The sequence below is a fragment of the Mesorhizobium sp. M6A.T.Cr.TU.017.01.1.1 genome (assembly GCF_004023115.1).
Taxonomy (GTDB): domain Bacteria; phylum Pseudomonadota; class Alphaproteobacteria; order Rhizobiales; family Rhizobiaceae; genus Mesorhizobium; species Mesorhizobium mediterraneum.
This window is the reverse complement of record NZ_RZTA01000040.1, coordinates 7,899-24,656: the sequence shown is the minus strand read 5'-3', so window position 1 is coordinate 24,656 and position 16,758 is coordinate 7,899. Positions and strand designations below refer to the sequence as shown.

The window sequence follows — 16,758 nt, the reverse complement described above, 5'->3', positions numbered from 1 at the left end:
GGTGAACCGTGGTCCGGCGACGCGAAGCCGCCGGACTGCACCTAGACCGGCGAGCCGGTCATTAAAGCATTTAGTGAACGGACGAGACGCGTGGCTGACCAGACCTTGCCCACGAATGCGTGGCCGGCAAACGCCGCTCCATCCGATCTGATATCGCCGGGCCGCAAGCGGCTCGGCCGGGCCTTGATGGCTATTGCGACGCTCGGCCTTCTGGCGGTGATCGCAGTTCAAATCCTATACAAGACAGAGGTCGACACCATCGGGTTCGAGACCTGGCGGCCGGTCGTCTATGCCTATGTGCTGTGGGGCGTTGCGCTCGGCATCGGCCAGGTGCTGACACGCGGCGAAGACGGCCAGCGCGCGCTGTTCCTGCTGCCGGCGCTGCTGTTCACCATCGCCATGGTGATCTTCCCGACACTGTTCGGCTTCTACATCGCGCTGACGGACTGGAACCTCAGTTCCTTCTCCGGCCGGAAGTTCAACGGGCTCGACAATTTCTGGCAGATGCTGGCCGACCCCTATTACCGCAACGCGCTGTTCAACATGGTGCTCTATGTGCTCGCGGTGCTGGTCGAATATGTCATCGCCTTTGGCCTCGCACTGCTTCTCAACGCACAGATCCGGGCACGCAAATTCTTCCGCGTCGTCTTCCTCATGCCGTTGATGCTGTCGCCGGTCGCGGTGTCATGGATGATCGGCAAGTCGCTGATGGAATACCGGTTCGGGCCGGCCGCGGCGCTGGCGCGCCAGCTCGGCTGGGAAAACCCCGCCTTCTTCTCAAACCCGATCACCGCCCGCATCTCGATCATGGTGCTGGATGCCTGGACGTTCATCCCGTTCATGATGATCATGCTGCTGGCCGGCCTTCAGGCGATGTCACGCGAGGTGCTGGAGGCGGCCAGGGTAGACGGCGCCAGTGCCTGGCAGACCTTCTGGCAAGTCACCTTCCCGCTGATGCTGCCGGTGTCGGTGACGGCAATCATCCTGCGCATCATCTTCAAGCTGAAGCTTGCCGACATCATCATCACCGTCACCTCGGGCGGCCCGGGCGGCGCGACCGATTCCGTGTCGAGCTTCATCTACCGCGAGTATCGCGACCGCTCGAATGTCGGCTACGGCACCATGCTGGCGATGGCCTACCTGATCATCATCATCGTGTTCGTGACGTGGCTGTTGAAATTCGCCAACCGCTTCGTGCGCAACGTCAATTGAGGCGGCAACATGAGCGTTCAGACCACTGAGTACGCCGCTTCCGAAATCCGCTCGCCGGCGAGCTTTTTCGCCAACCGAGTCTTCATCTATGGCGCGCTGGTGTTCTGGGCCTTCATCTGCCTGTTCCCGATCTACTGGACGATAACCACCTCGTTCAAGACCGCGGTCGACGTCACCCAGGGCCATCTCATCCCCTTCGTCGACTTCCGGCCGGACTGGAAGGGCTGGCGCTCGCTCGGCCTGTCGCCGGATGCGATCTTCCGGACCTCGACGGTGCGCGACGAATTCATCAAGCGCTTCATGAATTCGGTCATCACTTCGGTCGGCGCATCGAGCCTCGCCATCGTCATCGGCAGCCTCGCCGCCTACGGCCTCACCCGCTACCGCTACCACTTCGCCTGGTTCAAGAACGAGGACATCTCCTTCTTCTTCCTGTCGCAGCTGATCCTGCCGCCGGTGGTGCTCGCTTTGCCCTTTCTCGTGCTGTACCGCGAAGTCGGCATGCTTGACACGCGCATCGGGCTGATCTTGCTCTACACGCTGATGGTGCTGCCGATCGTCATCTGGATCATGCGCGACCAGTTCAACTCGATCCCGGTCGAACTGGAGGAAGCAGCCCTCGTCGACGGCCTGTCGATCTGGGGCGCCTTCTTCCGCATCGTCATGCCGATCGCGCTGCCGGGCATGGTCGCGGCCTTCATCCTGGCGATGGTGCTGTGCTGGAACGAGTATTTCTTCGCCGCTCTCCTGACCTCGACTGACGCCAAGACCATTCCCGTGATGGTGGCGAGCCAGACCGGCTCGCAAGGCATCAACTGGTGGTCGATGGCGGCGCTGGCCACCGCCGCGATCACGCCGCTTGCCGTCATCGGCATCGCGCTGGAGCGCTATCTGATCATGGGCATGACCGCGGGCGCGGTGAAATAGACACCTGTCTTCCCTTCTCCCCTTGTGGGAGAAGGTGGATTGGCGCGTAGCGCCAAGACGGATGAGGGGTGTTGGAAGAAATGCGGCGCGCAAATGTCGAGGAATTTAGAGTGCTTACGTCTTCGAGGTAGCGATCCTTCCAGCACCCCTCATCCGACCGAGCTTCGCTCGGCCACCTTCTCCCACAAGGGGAGAAGGAAGAACCGCGCTAGGCCGTCAACATCGCCCTCAAATGATCGAGGATCATCGCGACGCCCTTTTGCCCCAGCTCCATCGAGGCCTCAGGGGCAGTCGCCGTGTACCATCCCGTATTGTCGGCGAAGTGGCTGGCGTCCACCGCTTCCGGGCACAGCGCCAGCATCACCGACGTCTCGCCAATGCCGGCATGGTCGAACGGATATTGGCCGTTCATCGCCGCCGGCATGAGCGGATGCACCTGCACCCAGTTGAAGAAATTGGCGCCTTCGGCATGTTCGGCATAATAGCCGGCCATCGCCTCGGAGCCCCACCAGCCCTCGCCGCGCTCCTTCTCGAGAAAGCGAAAGATCGCCTGGCGGCCGGCGGTCTTGAAGGCGAGATCGGTCGGCATGCCGGCGGCAAAGTTCTCGGTCTGGTGGTGGATGATGGCGTGGATATTGCGAAAACCGATGCGCAGCAGACTATAGAACAGCTCTTCGCCGAACGGCGCCAGCACACTGCCGCCGACCTGAACCGACCCATTGCCCTCCGGCCCCGCCACCGCGTAGCTCGCCGCGCCGTAGTAGAACGGCGGCAGGATGACGATGTCGGCTTCCTTTTCGAACAGATCCAGTATCTTGACGACCGCCAGCGTGTCCATGCCGACGGCCATGTGCTCGCCATGGTATTCGAGCACGCCGAGCGGGAGCACGACCGGCCAGTTCTCGGCGATCGCCTTGCGGATCTGGTGCGGCAGCATCAGCTCGTAGCGCATGAGCGCTTACTCCATGTTGGCGTGGTGGGCGCGCTTCGCCGCCCCTGGTCGCTGACCATTCTGAGCCGGGACAGGCAAGGTGAAATCGGCAAGTCTTGCGGCGCTACCCTCGCCCATTCTGAACAGGTTTTTGTCGGCATTGGTCATGACGGTTCCACCAATTTGCCGGGACCCCAAACCTGCCTGAACGTATTGGGCACGTTTCCTCCGAACAGCTTGTTTTTGCTCATGCTATCACCGTGAAATTCCGTGTCCAACGGCCCGAAGTGCTTTTGAAGTGCCACAGGCGTGATAGTGTCACGGCAATTGCGTAGGTGAGGAAATAGCAGGACATGAAGACACGGCATTTCGACCGCATCGGCAACGGCGTCAGTTTCACGGAGCTCGGCTTCGGCACGGCGCCGCTCGGCAACCTCTACCGCGTCGTCTCCGACGACGATGCCAATGCCACGCTGGAAGCGGCATGGCAGGTCGGCTGCCGCTACTACGACACCGCGCCGCTCTACGGGCTCGGCCTGTCGGAAACGCGGCTCAATCCGTTCCTGCGTTCGAAAAAGCGCGACGACTATGTGCTGTCGACCAAGGTCGGCCGCATCATGCGCGCCTGCCCGCCGGAGCAGCGCACCGGCATCGGCAAATTCTTCGACACGCCGTCGCGCCGCGAGGTCTACGACTACAGCTATGACGGCGTCATGCGCTCCTTCGAAGCGTCGCTCGAACGTCTGGGCGTCGATCGCATCGACATCCTTTTCGTGCATGACGTCGACATCTTCACCCATGGCAGCAAGGAGGCCTCGGACCAACGCATCGAGGAGTTCATGCGCTCGGGCTATTACGGGCTGCTGGCCCTGCGCGACCAGGGCGTTATCAGGGCGTTCGGCGGCGGCATCAACGAATGGCCGGTTGCCCAGACACTTGCCGAACGTGGCGACTTCGACCTTTTCCTGCTTGCCGGGCGTTATACGCTGCTGGAGCAGGAAGCGCTGCAATCCTTCCTGCCGCTATGCCAGAAGCGCGGCATCGGCATCGTTCTCGGCGGGCCGTATAATTCCGGGATCCTGGCAACCGGACCGAAGCCCGGCGCCTACTACAATTATTCCGAGGCGCCGCAGGACATTCTCGACCGCGTCACGCGCATCGAGGCCGTCTGCAAACGCCACGGCGTGCGCCTGATCGAGGCGGCACTGCAATTTCCGCTGCTGCACCCTTCGGTCGTGTCGGTGATCCCCGGCGGCCAGCGGCCGAGCGAGGTCGAAAGCAACCGCTCGCTGCTCGACGCGAAGCTGCCTTCGGCACTCTGGGCCGACCTCAAGAAGGAAGGGCTGATGCGCGCCGATGCGCCGACGGCATAAAGCCGCCTGCTTTCATCGGCTCGACACCTGCGGCCTCGCTTGGGTACAAGCGGCAAATCCCTGACTGCATTCAATCTTGGACGCTTTTGCCTGCCGAACCGCGCTTGTGCAGGCGGGCGAAATAGATGCGCCTGCCCGACACGGATCCGAACAGCTCTTTCCCGATCAGCGTGCCGGTTTGGCTGCTGAGTTCGTAGTCTGCTTGCCGCAAGATCTCTACTAATGCCGGATCGGGCCGGTTTTCGTCCAGCCACATCAACACCGCAGGGTCCTGGAGTAGCTCTTTCAGCTCCGGAACTTCGGGATTGAGCAGCACGAGGTCGCCCTCAGCAAGACGGAAATTTCCGACCCAAGAGGAATTGCCGAGGATCGTGCGCACCGGCCCGGTGGCCCGCAGGTCGTGATAGAGTTCTTTGAAGTCCAGCCTTGCGGTGCGAGATTTGCCTTCCCCGCCCATCAGTTGCGCATACCAAGTGAACGGTGTCACAAGCAGAGCTGTAACGACAGCCAAGGCGATCACGAAGCGCTGAACCTCTCGGCCGAACTCGCCCAGCTTTTCCATGCGTGCGGCAAGATAGAGCGGCAGCAGGAAAAGAACCGGCAGCAGCCAGCGGTTGCGCAACGACGTGCTACCGCTTGCCAGCACCAGCAGCAGCACAGCAAGAAGGCCTATCAGCAATGCACGCTCAAGCAACTTGTCCCGCGGTGCATTGAAGGCGTCCTGCCGTCGGGGGAAACTCCGTTTCCAAACGAAGCCGAGGACGTAGATGACTAGAGTCACGATGCTGAATGACGCGGTGGCATATATGATTTTGAACAACCCCTCGCCGCGGATGCCGATCATTCCGTCGTCATCATCGGCTATGCCAAACTTGGATATACGGGCGAAAATTGCGTCCGAATGGTAGTAGCTCCAAACTGTCGTCGGGGTCAGAACAAGCACGAAGACCGCCATGCTGAGCAGTATCCATGGTGAAACCAGCGCTGGTCGATAGGCGCGCACAGTCATCGCCGCCGAGAGCAGCGCTGCCAGCATGAGGACATCATTGAACTTGGCGAGCGTGGCCAGTGCGGCCGCCAGGCCGAAGCTCGCATAGGCCAGCGGCGTCCGGACATGGACGAGATGGGCGAAGGCGAGCAGCGTGACCGCGCAAAAGGCGAAGGCGGCTACCGAATGCGTCAAGCTGTGTTGCGCTTCCCAAAATAGCAGCGGCACCGTCATTAGTCCGAACATAGCGGCGGCGGCAGTGACCTGCTTATAGCCAAGCCTGCGCATCGCAGCATGGCTGGCGGCAAAGCCGACGAAAAGCAGGACATATCTGACGAGCTTGAGGCTGACGATGCTCGTCCCGAACCCTTGGCTTATTGTCCAGGCAATCCAGTTGTAGAGCGGTGGCTGTGAACCACCATAGCCGGCGGCGAGATGCGGCAGATAGATCAGTTGCTCGGCATCGTCGATGTTCACGCCGTTGCCTGCCCAAAGGCCAAGCAGCGACAGCGTCGCGGTTTGGAAGGCGAAATAAAGAGCGATGACGAGCACCGCGACATAAAGCCGGCCGACCTTGTCATCGGCAAGCCAATCAATCAGTTCTTCTACCTTCTGCAAGATGTGGTCGTCCCTTCGTGCCGGAGGAACGGCGTTACACGACTGGGGAGCAGAGGACAATTGGTGGCCGGGTTGCCCCAAAGCGCGTCGCGTTCGAACGGATTCATGCGACGCGCTTTAAACCCTTGTTTCTATGCATATCGTTATCGCAAAACCGCTGCGCACTTTTGCGCGACATGCATTAGGCGTCGGCGCGATACTCCCATTGCCGGCTCCGGAACCATTCACCTTTGGTCCGACACTTTAATCGGACGCAAAAGAAAAGCCGGGCATGCCCGGCTTTTCTGATCTCTGAAAAGGGTAAGAAGGCGCTTAGTTTACTGCGTCCTTGAGGCCCTTGCCGGCCGAAAACTTCGGCACGGTGCGCGCCGGAATCTTCACTTCCGCACCGGTCTGCGGGTTGCGGCCGGTCGACGCGGCGCGTTTTGACACGGTGAAATTTCCGAAGCCGACAAGCCGGACATCGCCGCCCTTCTTCAGTTCGCCGGTGATCACGGAAAACACCGCATCAACCGCCGACTGCGCGTCACCCTTCGAAATACTCGCGGCATCGGCGACAGCGGACACCAGTTCGTTCTTGTTCATAAAAATTCCCTTCCATGAGAAAACCGGAACGTACGACTCATCCGGCAGGAAACGGACTTTAGAAAGAAGCGCTTCCGCAACCAAGTCGAAAAGCGTGAAAAAAATCGAAAAAACCCCGGAATTCCGGGGTTTTTCACATGAAAAAGCCGGGCTCAAGGCCCGGCTCTCTGTTTGTGCATTGCAACTTTAGCAAGATCTAATGAGCCAGCGACTTGCTGGCGTCGTCTCCGGCATCCACCGCAGCCGGCGCATTGACCGGCTCGACCCACTCGATCGGCTCCGGCATACGCACCAGCGCATGGCGCAACACTTCGCCGACCCGCGCGACCGGAATGATCTCCATGCCGTTCTTCACGTTGTCCGGAATCTCCGCTAGATCCTTGGCGTTGTCTTCCGGGATCAGCACCTTCTTGATGCCGCCGCGAAGTGCTGCAAGCAGCTTCTCCTTGAGCCCGCCGATCGGCAGCACCCTGCCGCGCAGCGTGATCTCGCCGGTCATCGCCACATCGGCCCTGACCGGGATGCCGGTCAGCACCGAGACGATCGCCGTCGCCATCGCCACACCCGCCGACGGTCCGTCCTTGGGCGTTGCGCCCTCGGGCACGTGGACGTGGATGTCGCGCTTGTCGAACAGCGGCGGCTCGACGCCGAAATCGATAGCCCGCGAGCGGACATAGGAGGCCGCCGCCGAGATCGATTCCTTCATCACGTCGCGCAGATTGCCGGTCACCGTCATGCGGCCCTTGCCGGGCATCATGACGCCTTCGATCGTCAGCAACTCGCCGCCGACTTCCGTCCAGGCGAGCCCGGTGACGACGCCGACCTGATCGTCGGCCTCGACCTGACCGAAGCGGAAGCGCGCGACACCAAGATAATCGGCAAGATTGTCTGCCGTGATGTCGATCGTCTTCTTCTTCGTCTTCAGGATCTCGGTCACCGCCTTGCGGCCGAGCTTCATCAGCTCGCGCTCCAGGCTCCTGACGCCCGCCTCACGGGTGTAGGTCTGGATGATGCCGCGGATCGCGTCCTCGCCGACGGAAAACTCCTTCGGTTGCAGCGCGTGATCGCGGATCACCTTAGGCATCAGGTGGCGCTTGGCGATCTCGATCTTCTCGTCCTCGGTGTAGCCGGCGATACGGATGATCTCCATGCGGTCCATCAAGGGCGCAGGGATGTTCAATGTGTTCGCGGTCGTCACGAACATCACGCTCGACAGGTCGTATTCAACCTCGAGGTAATGGTCCATGAACGTCGAGTTCTGCTCAGGGTCGAGCACCTCGAGCAAAGCCGATGACGGATCGCCGCGGAAATCCTGGCCCATCTTGTCGATCTCGTCGAGCAGGAAGAGCGGGTTGGACTTCTTCGCCTTCTTCATCGACTGGATGACCTTGCCGGGCATCGAGCCGATATAGGTGCGCCGGTGACCGCGGATTTCGGCCTCATCGCGCACGCCGCCCAGCGCCATGCGGATGAACTCGCGGCCGGTCGCCTTGGCGATCGACTTGCCGAGCGAGGTCTTGCCAACGCCGGGAGGTCCGACGAGGCACAGGATCGGTCCCTTCAGCTTCTTCTGGCGGCTCTGCACGGCGAGATATTCGACGATGCGGTCCTTGACTTTGTCGAGGCCGAAATGGTCGGTGTCGAGCACATTCTGCGCGAAGGACAGGTCCTGCTTGACCTTGGAGTTCTTGCCCCACGGTATCGAAAGGATCCAGTCGAGATAGTTGCGCACGACGGTCGATTCAGCCGACATCGGCGACATCGTCCGCAGCTTCTTCAGTTCGGCCTCCGCCTTTTCGCGGGCCTCCTTGGAGAGCTTGGTCTTCTTGATGCGCGCCTCGATCTCGGCGGCCTCGTCGCGGCCGTCCTCACCCTCGCCGAGCTCCTTCTGGATCGCCTTCATCTGCTCGTTGAGGTAGTATTCGCGCTGGGTCTTCTCCATCTGGCGCTTGACGCGCGAACGGATGCGCTTCTCAACCTGCAGGACGGAGATTTCGGCTTCCATGAAGCCCATCGCCTTTTCCAGCCGCTCCTTGACCGAAAGCGTGGCCAGCATCTCCTGCTTTTCGGGGATCTTGATGGCAAGATGCGAGGCAACCGTATCGGCGAGCTTGGAATAGTCGTCGATCTGGCTGGCGGCACCCACCACTTCTGGCGAGATCTTCTTGTTCAGCTTGACGTAGTTCTCGAAGTCGGTGACGACGGAACGGGCCAGCGCCTCGACCTCGACCTCTTCCTCCTCCGGTTCGACCAGCGCCGCGGCGCGGGCCTCGTGGAAGTCGGGACGGTCGGTGAACGAAACGATTTTCGCGCGCGAGGCGCCTTCGACCAGCACCTTCACGGTGCCGTCCGGCAACTTCAGCAATTGCAGCACATTGGCGAGCGTGCCGATGTCGAAGATCGCATCGGACTCGGGATCGTCGTCGGCGGCATTCATCTGGGTCGCAAGCAGGATCTGCTTTTCCTGACCCATCACCTCTTCCAGCGCCTTGATCGACTTTTCACGCCCGACGAAGAGCGGAACGATCATGTGCGGGAACACCACGATGTCGCGCAGTGGGAGGACTGCGAAGACGCCATCGCTGGGAGCCTTGGATATTTTGGCCATTGTCCAACCTTTCATGTCGCGGCTTCCAATCGGCCAACCGCGAATCTCATATTAACGACCGAGGATCGTTCCGCCTACCACCGTTTGTGACGGGAGTTTTACAGCACAGAATTCGGCACCCCGGCCTTCCTCAGTTAGTTGGAGGCACGGGGGGCAAAGATCAAGGGTCAACACGAAACCGTTCATCCAATCTGTCACAATCCGTTCATCACAAGTCGGCCCGACCGCAATAGCAAAAACGGCGCCTCGCGGCGCCGTTTCAAAAAAACTCCATTGTGCAGGCTCACGTCAGGCGCTGACGTTGCCCTTCTTTTCCTTCTGCTCGGAATAGATGTAGAGCGGCCTGGCGTTGCCGGACACCACCTCTTCCGAAATAACCACTTCGCGCACGCCTTCCAGCGCCGGCAGCTCGAACATCGTATCGAGCAGGATCGCTTCCATTATCGAGCGCAGGCCGCGCGCGCCGGTCTTGCGCTCGATGGCGCGCTTGGCGATCGCCGACAGCGCATTCTCATGGAAGGTCAGGTCGACATTCTCCATCTCGAACAGCCGCTGATACTGCTTGACGAGCGCGTTCTTCGGCTCGGTCAGGATCTGGATCAGCGCCGGCTCGTCGAGGTCCTCCAGCGTCGCCAGGACCGGCAGACGGCCGACGAACTCGGGAATGAGGCCGAACTTCAACAGATCCTCAGGCTCGACCAGGCGGAAAACGTCGCCGGTGCGGCGATCCTCGGGCGAAGCGACCGTGGCGCCGAAGCCGATCGAGGTCTTGCGGCCGCGATCCGAAATGATCTTGTCCAGGCCGGCGAAGGCGCCGCCGCAGATGAACAGGATGTTGGCGGTGTCGACCTGCAGGAACTCCTGCTGCGGATGCTTCCTGCCGCCCTGAGGCGGCACGGAGGCGACCGTGCCTTCCATGATCTTCAACAGCGCCTGCTGGACGCCCTCGCCCGACACGTCGCGGGTGATCGAAGGATTGTCCGACTTGCGCGAGATCTTGTCGATCTCGTCGATGTAGACGATGCCGCGCTGGGCGCGCTCGACATTGTAGTCGGCCGACTGCAAGAGCTTCAGGATGATGTTCTCGACATCCTCGCCGACATAGCCGGCCTCAGTCAGCGTCGTCGCATCGGCCATGGTGAAGGGAACGTCGATGATGCGGGCCAGTGTCTGCGCAAGCAGCGTCTTGCCGCAACCGGTCGGGCCGATCAGCAAAATGTTGGACTTCGCCAGCTCGACGTCGTTGTTCTTGCCGGCATGCGCGAGACGCTTGTAGTGGTTGTGGACGGCCACCGACAGCACGCGCTTGGCGTAGGGCTGACCGATGACGTAGTCATCGAGAACCTTGAGGATCTCCTGCGGGGTCGGCACGCCCTCACGCGACTTCACCATCGAGGTCTTGTTCTCCTCGCGGATGATGTCCATGCAGAGCTCGACGCATTCGTCGCAGATGAACACCGTCGGGCCGGCGATCAGCTTGCGCACTTCGTGCTGGCTTTTGCCGCAAAACGAGCAATAAAGCGTGTTCTTGGAATCACCGCCGTTGCTACCGACCTTGCTCATTTTCATGTCCTTTCATAGCCGCCCGCCGATGGTCTGGTTGAAAGGGCGCATATTCAAATCTATCGCGGGAAATCGCCGCCGCCAGTGTCCCGGCTCCCGCAACGCATTCCATACGAAACACATATCAGAAAACGTCGCAATGATTCGCACCAACCCCGCACAAAGCTAAGCCGTCGAAAATCAACATAGGCTTAACGTAGGCAATTGCTCCCGTCGAGGGAACAGCCAATTGTGGCCGAAATGCCGCAAGCGGCGTCAAAAGCGTGTTTTCCCACCATCCAGCTGCCACCAAGCTTATGCGGCGGCAACCTCAGCCGGCTCGCGCGACGAAATGACCTTGTCTATGAGGCCGAAATCCTTCGCCTCGTCGGCGGTCATGAAGTGGTCGCGGTCGAGCGTCTTTTCAATTTCGTCATAGCTCTTGCCGGTGTGCTTGACATAGACTTCGTTGAGACGACGCTTCAGCTTGATGATGTCCTGGGCGTGGCGCTCGATGTCGGAAGCCTGGCCCTGGAAGCCTCCGGAAGGCTGGTGGACCATGATGCGGGCGTTCGGCGTGGCGAAGCGCATGCCCTTCTCGCCTGCGGTCAAGAGCAGCGAGCCCATCGAGGCCGCCTGGCCGATGCACAGCGTCGCCACCGCCGGCTTGATGAACTGCATGGTGTCGTAGATCGCCATGCCGGACGTGACGACGCCGCCAGGCGAATTGATGTAGAGGTTGATTTCCTTCTTCGGATTCTCCGCTTCGAGGAACAGGAGCTGCGCGCAGACCAGCGTCGCCATGCCGTCCTCGACCGGGCCGGTGATGAAAATGATGCGCTCTTTCAGCAGCCGCGAGAAAATGTCGTAGGCCCGCTCGCCGCGATTGGTCTGTTCGACCACCATCGGAACGAGGTTCATGTAGGTTTCGACGGGGTTCTTCATGGACTATCCCTTTTCAAAGGTGGGATTCCGGCGCCGGGAGATTAGCAAGTCGGGCAGAATCGGTTCTGGATCGTTGTCCTGTAAATAGGATGTCGGCTCACCCTAGCGCAAGGCCGCCTCTCCTAGCCATCCGGTTAAGTCGAATCAAGCTTTCTGCGCAGGATTCGCCCGAAGCTGCGCCGGCAGCCTTCTGCTGCTCTTGAAGCGGCGCCGCCGCGTAGCACTTTCCTAACCGCGTCGCTTAACGAAATGTCTCGAAACTGCTTTCCCGCGATACGGCTTCCCCTACAATTCAACGTTGAGCTTGCTCTGAAGGTTCAACAGGGGCGTGCCATGATCAGACCACCTCGGCTCGCAGCCACGCCTTTAAACCGGCGACGTCGCCATTGCCGATGGTCACCGCGACGCGCCGGCCGACCGCCGCGCCGAACTTGTAGCCGTGGCCGGAGCAGGCCGAGACAACAAGGCATCTGCCCTTCTCATGCGCCAGGAACTTCTCGTCGGCGGTGAAGGTGTAGGCGCAGGTGACGACTTCGGTCACCCTATACTCCTCGATACGGGCGATCGGCGGCGAAAACAGGTTGCGGATCGCCTCGCCCTCGCCCGCCACCGGCTGGCGGTTCCAGTCGGCGTCGCTGGTCGGCACCCTGTGCAGGCCGGAGCCGAATTTCATGCCGGCGCCGCCGGAGGGCGGGATCACGTAGCCATCGACAGCACCGCCGACATCGAGGATGACCGGGGCCCCTTGCCACGCCGCTTTCAGGTCCGCCGGCGGCTCGACATAGGCAAGCGCGGTGCGCCAGGTCTTCAGTTCGCCGTCTAGTTCCGGAAACAGTTTTAGCACCCAGGCGCCGGCGGCGATGACGATGCGGTCGGCCTGCATCGTCTCGCCGCTTTCAAGCACGACGTGGCCGGCCTCAGCGTCGATCGTCGTCACCTTGCTGTTTTCATAGACGTTGGCGCCGTTGGCCCGCAGCCAATTGGCGAGTCCCGCCGCGATCTTGCGGCAATGCAGTGCGCCGCCCTCCGACGAGAAGAAAGCGTAGCGAAAACTTCCGCTCTCGAGGAACGGCCAGCGCGCAACGGCCTCGCCCGGCTCGATCATCTCGAAGGGAAAATTGCCGGCCGCCAGCCCGTCGCGCATCTGCTCTGCGTCATCACCCTCGTCGCGCGAAATGCAGATGAAGCCGCGCGGATCGAGATGGTTTTCGCCGAGATCGGCCCACATCTCGTCCCAGGCCTCATAGGCTTCGGTGATCAGGCGGCCATAGCCCGCCGCGGCACCATAAGCGCGGCGGATGATGCGGTGATGATCGCCCGAAGCGGCAAGCGGGTTGGGAATCGCTCCCTGCTCGACGATCGAGACCCGGTGCCCGGCCTTGACCAGCGACCATGCCGTCGAGAGCCCCGCAATGCCTGCACCAACCACGATCACATTCATCAAGTCAGTCTTTCCGCAGCCGTGTCGGCTGGCTCAACGCGCTTTTGTGCATGTCGTTGTCCCAAAACCGCCGCGCACCCTCGGGTCAAACCCGAGGGCAGGCTTTTGGGCGACATGCATCGGACTATCGGGCGCCCAACATACGGTCTGGCATCAAGCTGGCAAGCCTTGGAGCGCCGCGCGTCGCTCGACGCGCAAAGGACGCTCCAAGACTTTGAATCTGCGCATGATCCTTCCGAAAACCGATTCCGGTTTTCGGGGTCATGCGCTAATGGTCTGGTATGACCGACTTGACGCCGCCTCCCTACCTGGCCTTCGATCGAGCCACCCGCCATGTGCGGCTCGATCCACACGAGCCGGCTTTCTTCCAGAATCCCTATGAGGCCTATGCCTTCATGCATGGCGCATCGAATGTCTTCTTCTGGGAAGAGTTCGGCTTTTGGTGCTTCGGCGGCTTCGACGACGTCAACCGGCTGCTGCGCGACCGCCGCTTCGGCCGCCAGAACCCGGCCGGCGTCCCCGACAGAAGCGGCATTGGCCAGGACCGCACGCATCTCAACGCCTTCGACGGTATCGAGGCGAATTCAATGCTGGAGCTGGAGCCGCCCGTTCACACCAGGCTCAGAACGCTGGTCAACCGCGCCTTCGTCTCGCGTCAGGTCGAGCGGCTTCGGCCGCGCGTCGAGGCGCTCGCCAACGAGCTGATCGACCGTTTCGAACCGGACCAGGTCGATCTGCTGCCGGCTTTCGCGTCGCCACTGCCGATCACCATCATTGCCGAAATGCTCGGCGTGCCTGTCGAGATGGGGCCGCAGTTGCTCAACTGGTCGCATCAGATGGTCGCCATGTATATGCATGGCCGCACGCGCGAAACGGAAGAGACGGCCAATCGCGCCGCGCGGGATTTTTCGGATTTCCTGCGCGGCTATGTCGCCGAGCGCCGCAAAAACCCTGGCGACGATCTGTTGTCGCTGCTGATCTCGGCGCAAGACGATGGCCAAAAACTCTCAGAGGACGAACTGGTGTCGTCGGCCATCCTGCTGCTCAACGCCGGCCACGAGGCGACCGTTCACCAGACCGGCAATGCGGTGCGCTCGATCCTCGCGCAAGGCGGCGACCCGCGCCGCTTCTTCATTTCTGCGGAAGCTACCGCCGCGACCGTCGAGGAATGCCTGCGCTTCGACGCGCCGCTGCACATGTTCACGCGCTATGCCTATGAAGAGATCGAGGCCGGCCCCGGGGTCATCGTGCGGCCGGGCGAGACGATCGGCCTGCTGCTCGGCATGGCCAATCACGACCCGGCGGCCTTTGCCGAACCCCTCGCCTTTAGGCCGGATCGCGCGGACCAGAAGAACGTCTCGTTCGGCGCCGGCATCCATTTCTGCATCGGCGCGCCGCTCGCCCGGCTCGAATTGCAGGTGTCGCTGAAAACCCTGTTCGAGCGCCTACCGCGGCTGCATCTCGCCGGACAGCCGCGCTTCCGCGACTCCTATCATTTCCACGGGTTGGAAGCGCTCGCCGTGCGCTTTTGAGAACAGCGGACCTAAGGCTGAGATCGCATGACTGAAAAGATGAAATTCGCTTTTTTGCAGGAGCCTCCGTTCTGCTTCACCGACGCTTCCGGAGATGTCTTCGGCTGCGACGTCAAGCTCGCACAGAAGGTTTGCGAAATATTGGGGCTAGGGACCTTTTTGCCCATCGAGACCGAGTTCGCCAAGCTGCTTCCCGGACTGGCCAAGGGCGAGTGGGATATGACCACCGGTCTGTTCGTTTCGGACGAACGCAAGAAATCCGTCGACTTCACGCGACCGATCTGGGTCTTGCAGGACGGGTTGCTCGTCGCGAAAGGCAATCCGCGCGAATTCAGCGGCTATCGATCCATCGCCGCAGATGAGACGGCGTTGATCGCCGTCATATCGGGCCAGGTCCAACATCAGACGGCTTTGCAAAATGGCGTTCCGCCCGAGCGGATAAGAATATTCGCCACGCAAGCGGGCGCGGCCGATGCTGTCGCTGCCGGTGCGGTGCACGCCTATGCAAGTGTCGCCATGGCGCATCGAGGCTATCTGGCTCAGCATTTCAACGCGCCTCTTGCGGTCATCGACGTTCCGGCAGCCGAAAAACAGCCAGCCGCCGGCGCTTTCGCTCTCGCCAAAGACAATGCGATCCTGCGCCAGCGCATCGATTCATGCCTGGACGATTTGCTGGGAAGTCCCTGGCACCGGGACATGATGGCCGAATACGGATTTTCCGACGGTGATATCGATCGGCTTTTGTGAAAGCGCCATGCAAGTGATCAAAGCTTGATCACATACTCCTTGCGCGTCATTTCAAGCACTTCCCAGCTTCCTCTAAAACCCGGCCTGAGCACGAAGCTGTCGCCGGCCCTGACGGTGCGCGCCTCGCCGCCCTCCTCGGCGATCACTGAAACGCCCGACAGGATGTGGCAGAACTCCCACTCGTCATACTCGATGCGCCATTTGCCCGGCGTCGCCTCCCAGATGCCGGCATAGAGCCCGCCGTCGCGTTCCTCGACATTCCAGGTGCGAAACTTCGGATCGCCCGAGATCAGGCGACCCGGCGCCGGCGCGCCAAGTTCCGGTTCGATACTTTCGACATTGACGGAGAGAAATTTCGGCGCGGTCATCGAATCTCCTTCCAGTGGGGATCAAACCTTGGCGAGAGCCTGTTCCAGATCGGCGACGATGTCGTTGACATCCTCGATGCCGACCGAGAGCCTGACCGTATCTGGCCCAGCGCCAGCCGTGACTTTCTGCTCGTCCGACAATTGCCGATGCGTGGTCGATGCCGGGTGGATGACCAGCGACTTGGTGTCGCCGACATTGGCGAGGTGCGAGAACAGTTCGAGCGCCTCCACGAATTTGATGCCCGCCGCATAGCCGCCCTTCAGGCCGAAGGTGAACACCGCACCGGCGCCAACCGGCGAGTATTTTTTCTGTAGCGCATTATTCTTGTCGCTGGGCAGGCCGGGATAGGAGACCCAGGCGACCTTGGGGTGGTTGGACAGCCAGGCGGCGACAGTGACCGCATTGTCGCAATGGCGCTGCATCCTGAGCGGCAGGGTTTCCAGGCCGGTCAGGATCAGGAACGCATTGAAGGGTGAGATCGCCGGACCCATGTCGCGCAGGCCAAGCACGCGCGCGGCAATGGCGAAAGCGAAGTTGCCGAAGGTTTCGTGCAGGACGAGGCCGCCATATTCGGGGCGCGGCTCCGACAGCATCGGATATTTGCCGGATTTCGACCAGTCGAAGGTGCCGCCGTCGACAATGGCGCCGCCGATCGAATTGCCATGGCCGCCGATGAACTTGGTCAGCGAATGCACGACGATGTCGGCGCCATGCTCGATCGGCCGCACCAGATAGGGCGAGGCCAGCGTGTTGTCGACGATCAGCGGCAGGCCGTGCTTGCGGGCGATGTCGCCGATCTTCTCGATATCGACGAAGACACCGCCCGGATTGGCCAGGCTCTCGATGAAGATCGCCTTGGTCTTTTCATCGATCTGGCTTTCGAAGGTCGATATGTCGTTGGTGTCGGCCCAGCGCACCTGCCAGCCGAAATTCTTGAAGG

15 protein-coding genes are annotated in these 16,758 nt (G+C 61.2%); 5 read left to right on the top strand and 10 right to left on the bottom strand.

Features of this window, described 5'->3' with window-relative positions:
- The first annotated feature begins 90 nt into the window (after nucleotides 1-90).
- Entirely contained in the window at nucleotides 91-1,212 is a 1,122-nt protein-coding gene (locus EOB36_RS15260; protein WP_128242129.1) for a sugar ABC transporter permease, read from the top strand.
- A 9-nt stretch (nucleotides 1,213-1,221) separates the two neighbouring features.
- Nucleotides 1,222-2,139: a carbohydrate ABC transporter permease gene (locus EOB36_RS15255; RefSeq protein WP_128242130.1), complete on the top strand. Its 918-nt coding sequence runs from the start codon at nucleotides 1,222-1,224 to the stop codon at nucleotides 2,137-2,139.
- 208 nt (nucleotides 2,140-2,347) lie between these two features.
- On the opposite strand, the gene EOB36_RS15250 is transcribed toward EOB36_RS15255, so the two are convergent.
- Together EOB36_RS15250 and EOB36_RS34390 are read right to left on the bottom strand one after the other, a co-directional pair.
- Complete coding sequence (locus EOB36_RS15250; protein ID WP_127206230.1) at nucleotides 2,348-3,091, bottom strand: creatininase family protein; 744 nt, start codon at nucleotides 3,089-3,091, stop codon at nucleotides 2,348-2,350.
- 6 nt (nucleotides 3,092-3,097) lie between these two features.
- Nucleotides 3,098-3,238 (bottom strand): hypothetical protein, encoded by a 141-nt coding sequence (locus EOB36_RS34390; RefSeq protein ID WP_158302576.1) that lies wholly within the window; start codon nucleotides 3,236-3,238, stop codon nucleotides 3,098-3,100.
- Nucleotides 3,239-3,423: 185 nt separating this feature from the next.
- On the opposite strand from EOB36_RS34390, the gene EOB36_RS15245 reads away from it, so the two are divergent.
- A complete protein-coding gene (locus tag EOB36_RS15245; protein WP_095485817.1) occupies nucleotides 3,424-4,443 on the top strand; it encodes an aldo/keto reductase in 1,020 nt (339 codons plus the stop codon).
- Between the two features lie 70 nt (nucleotides 4,444-4,513).
- Here EOB36_RS15245 and EOB36_RS15240 read toward each other — a convergent pair whose 3' ends face one another.
- From EOB36_RS15240 to EOB36_RS15215, 6 genes are all read right to left on the bottom strand, one after another.
- Nucleotides 4,514-6,049 (bottom strand): glycosyltransferase family 39 protein, encoded by a 1,536-nt coding sequence (locus EOB36_RS15240; RefSeq protein WP_164897528.1) that lies wholly within the window; start codon nucleotides 6,047-6,049, stop codon nucleotides 4,514-4,516.
- Nucleotides 6,050-6,361: 312 nt separating this feature from the next.
- Complete coding sequence (locus EOB36_RS15235; protein WP_006201846.1) at nucleotides 6,362-6,634, bottom strand: HU family DNA-binding protein; 273 nt, start codon at nucleotides 6,632-6,634, stop codon at nucleotides 6,362-6,364.
- A gap of 196 nt (nucleotides 6,635-6,830) precedes the next feature.
- Entirely contained in the window at nucleotides 6,831-9,242 is a 2,412-nt protein-coding gene (gene lon, locus EOB36_RS15230) for an endopeptidase La (RefSeq protein WP_095485815.1), read from the bottom strand.
- A gap of 288 nt (nucleotides 9,243-9,530) precedes the next feature.
- Nucleotides 9,531-10,805 carry an ATP-dependent Clp protease ATP-binding subunit ClpX gene (clpX, locus tag EOB36_RS15225; protein WP_095485846.1) on the bottom strand — a complete coding sequence of 425 codons (1,275 nt, stop codon included), beginning with the start codon at nucleotides 10,803-10,805 and terminating at the stop codon, nucleotides 9,531-9,533.
- Nucleotides 10,806-11,099: 294 nt separating this feature from the next.
- On the bottom strand, nucleotides 11,100-11,729 hold the full coding sequence (gene clpP / locus EOB36_RS15220) for an ATP-dependent Clp endopeptidase proteolytic subunit ClpP (RefSeq protein ID WP_095485814.1): 630 nt from the start codon (nucleotides 11,727-11,729) through the stop codon (nucleotides 11,100-11,102).
- 337 nt (nucleotides 11,730-12,066) lie between these two features.
- Entirely contained in the window at nucleotides 12,067-13,170 is a 1,104-nt protein-coding gene (locus EOB36_RS15215) for an FAD-dependent oxidoreductase (protein WP_128285165.1), read from the bottom strand.
- A gap of 281 nt (nucleotides 13,171-13,451) precedes the next feature.
- On the opposite strand from EOB36_RS15215, the gene EOB36_RS15210 reads away from it, so the two are divergent.
- Nucleotides 13,452-14,702 (top strand): cytochrome P450, encoded by a 1,251-nt coding sequence (locus EOB36_RS15210; protein WP_128285164.1) that lies wholly within the window; start codon nucleotides 13,452-13,454, stop codon nucleotides 14,700-14,702.
- A gap of 27 nt (nucleotides 14,703-14,729) precedes the next feature.
- A complete protein-coding gene (locus EOB36_RS15205) occupies nucleotides 14,730-15,449 on the top strand; it encodes a transporter substrate-binding domain-containing protein (protein ID WP_128285163.1) in 720 nt (239 codons plus the stop codon).
- A gap of 17 nt (nucleotides 15,450-15,466) precedes the next feature.
- Here the strand turns inward: EOB36_RS15205 and EOB36_RS15200 are convergent, their stop codons facing one another.
- Together EOB36_RS15200 and EOB36_RS15195 are read right to left on the bottom strand one after the other, a co-directional pair.
- A complete protein-coding gene (locus tag EOB36_RS15200; protein WP_128285162.1) occupies nucleotides 15,467-15,817 on the bottom strand; it encodes a cupin domain-containing protein in 351 nt (116 codons plus the stop codon).
- Nucleotides 15,818-15,838: 21 nt separating this feature from the next.
- Nucleotides 15,839-16,758, bottom strand: a 920-nt coding sequence (locus tag EOB36_RS15195) for an aminotransferase class V-fold PLP-dependent enzyme (protein WP_245467805.1), incomplete at its 5' end; no start/stop codon positions are given.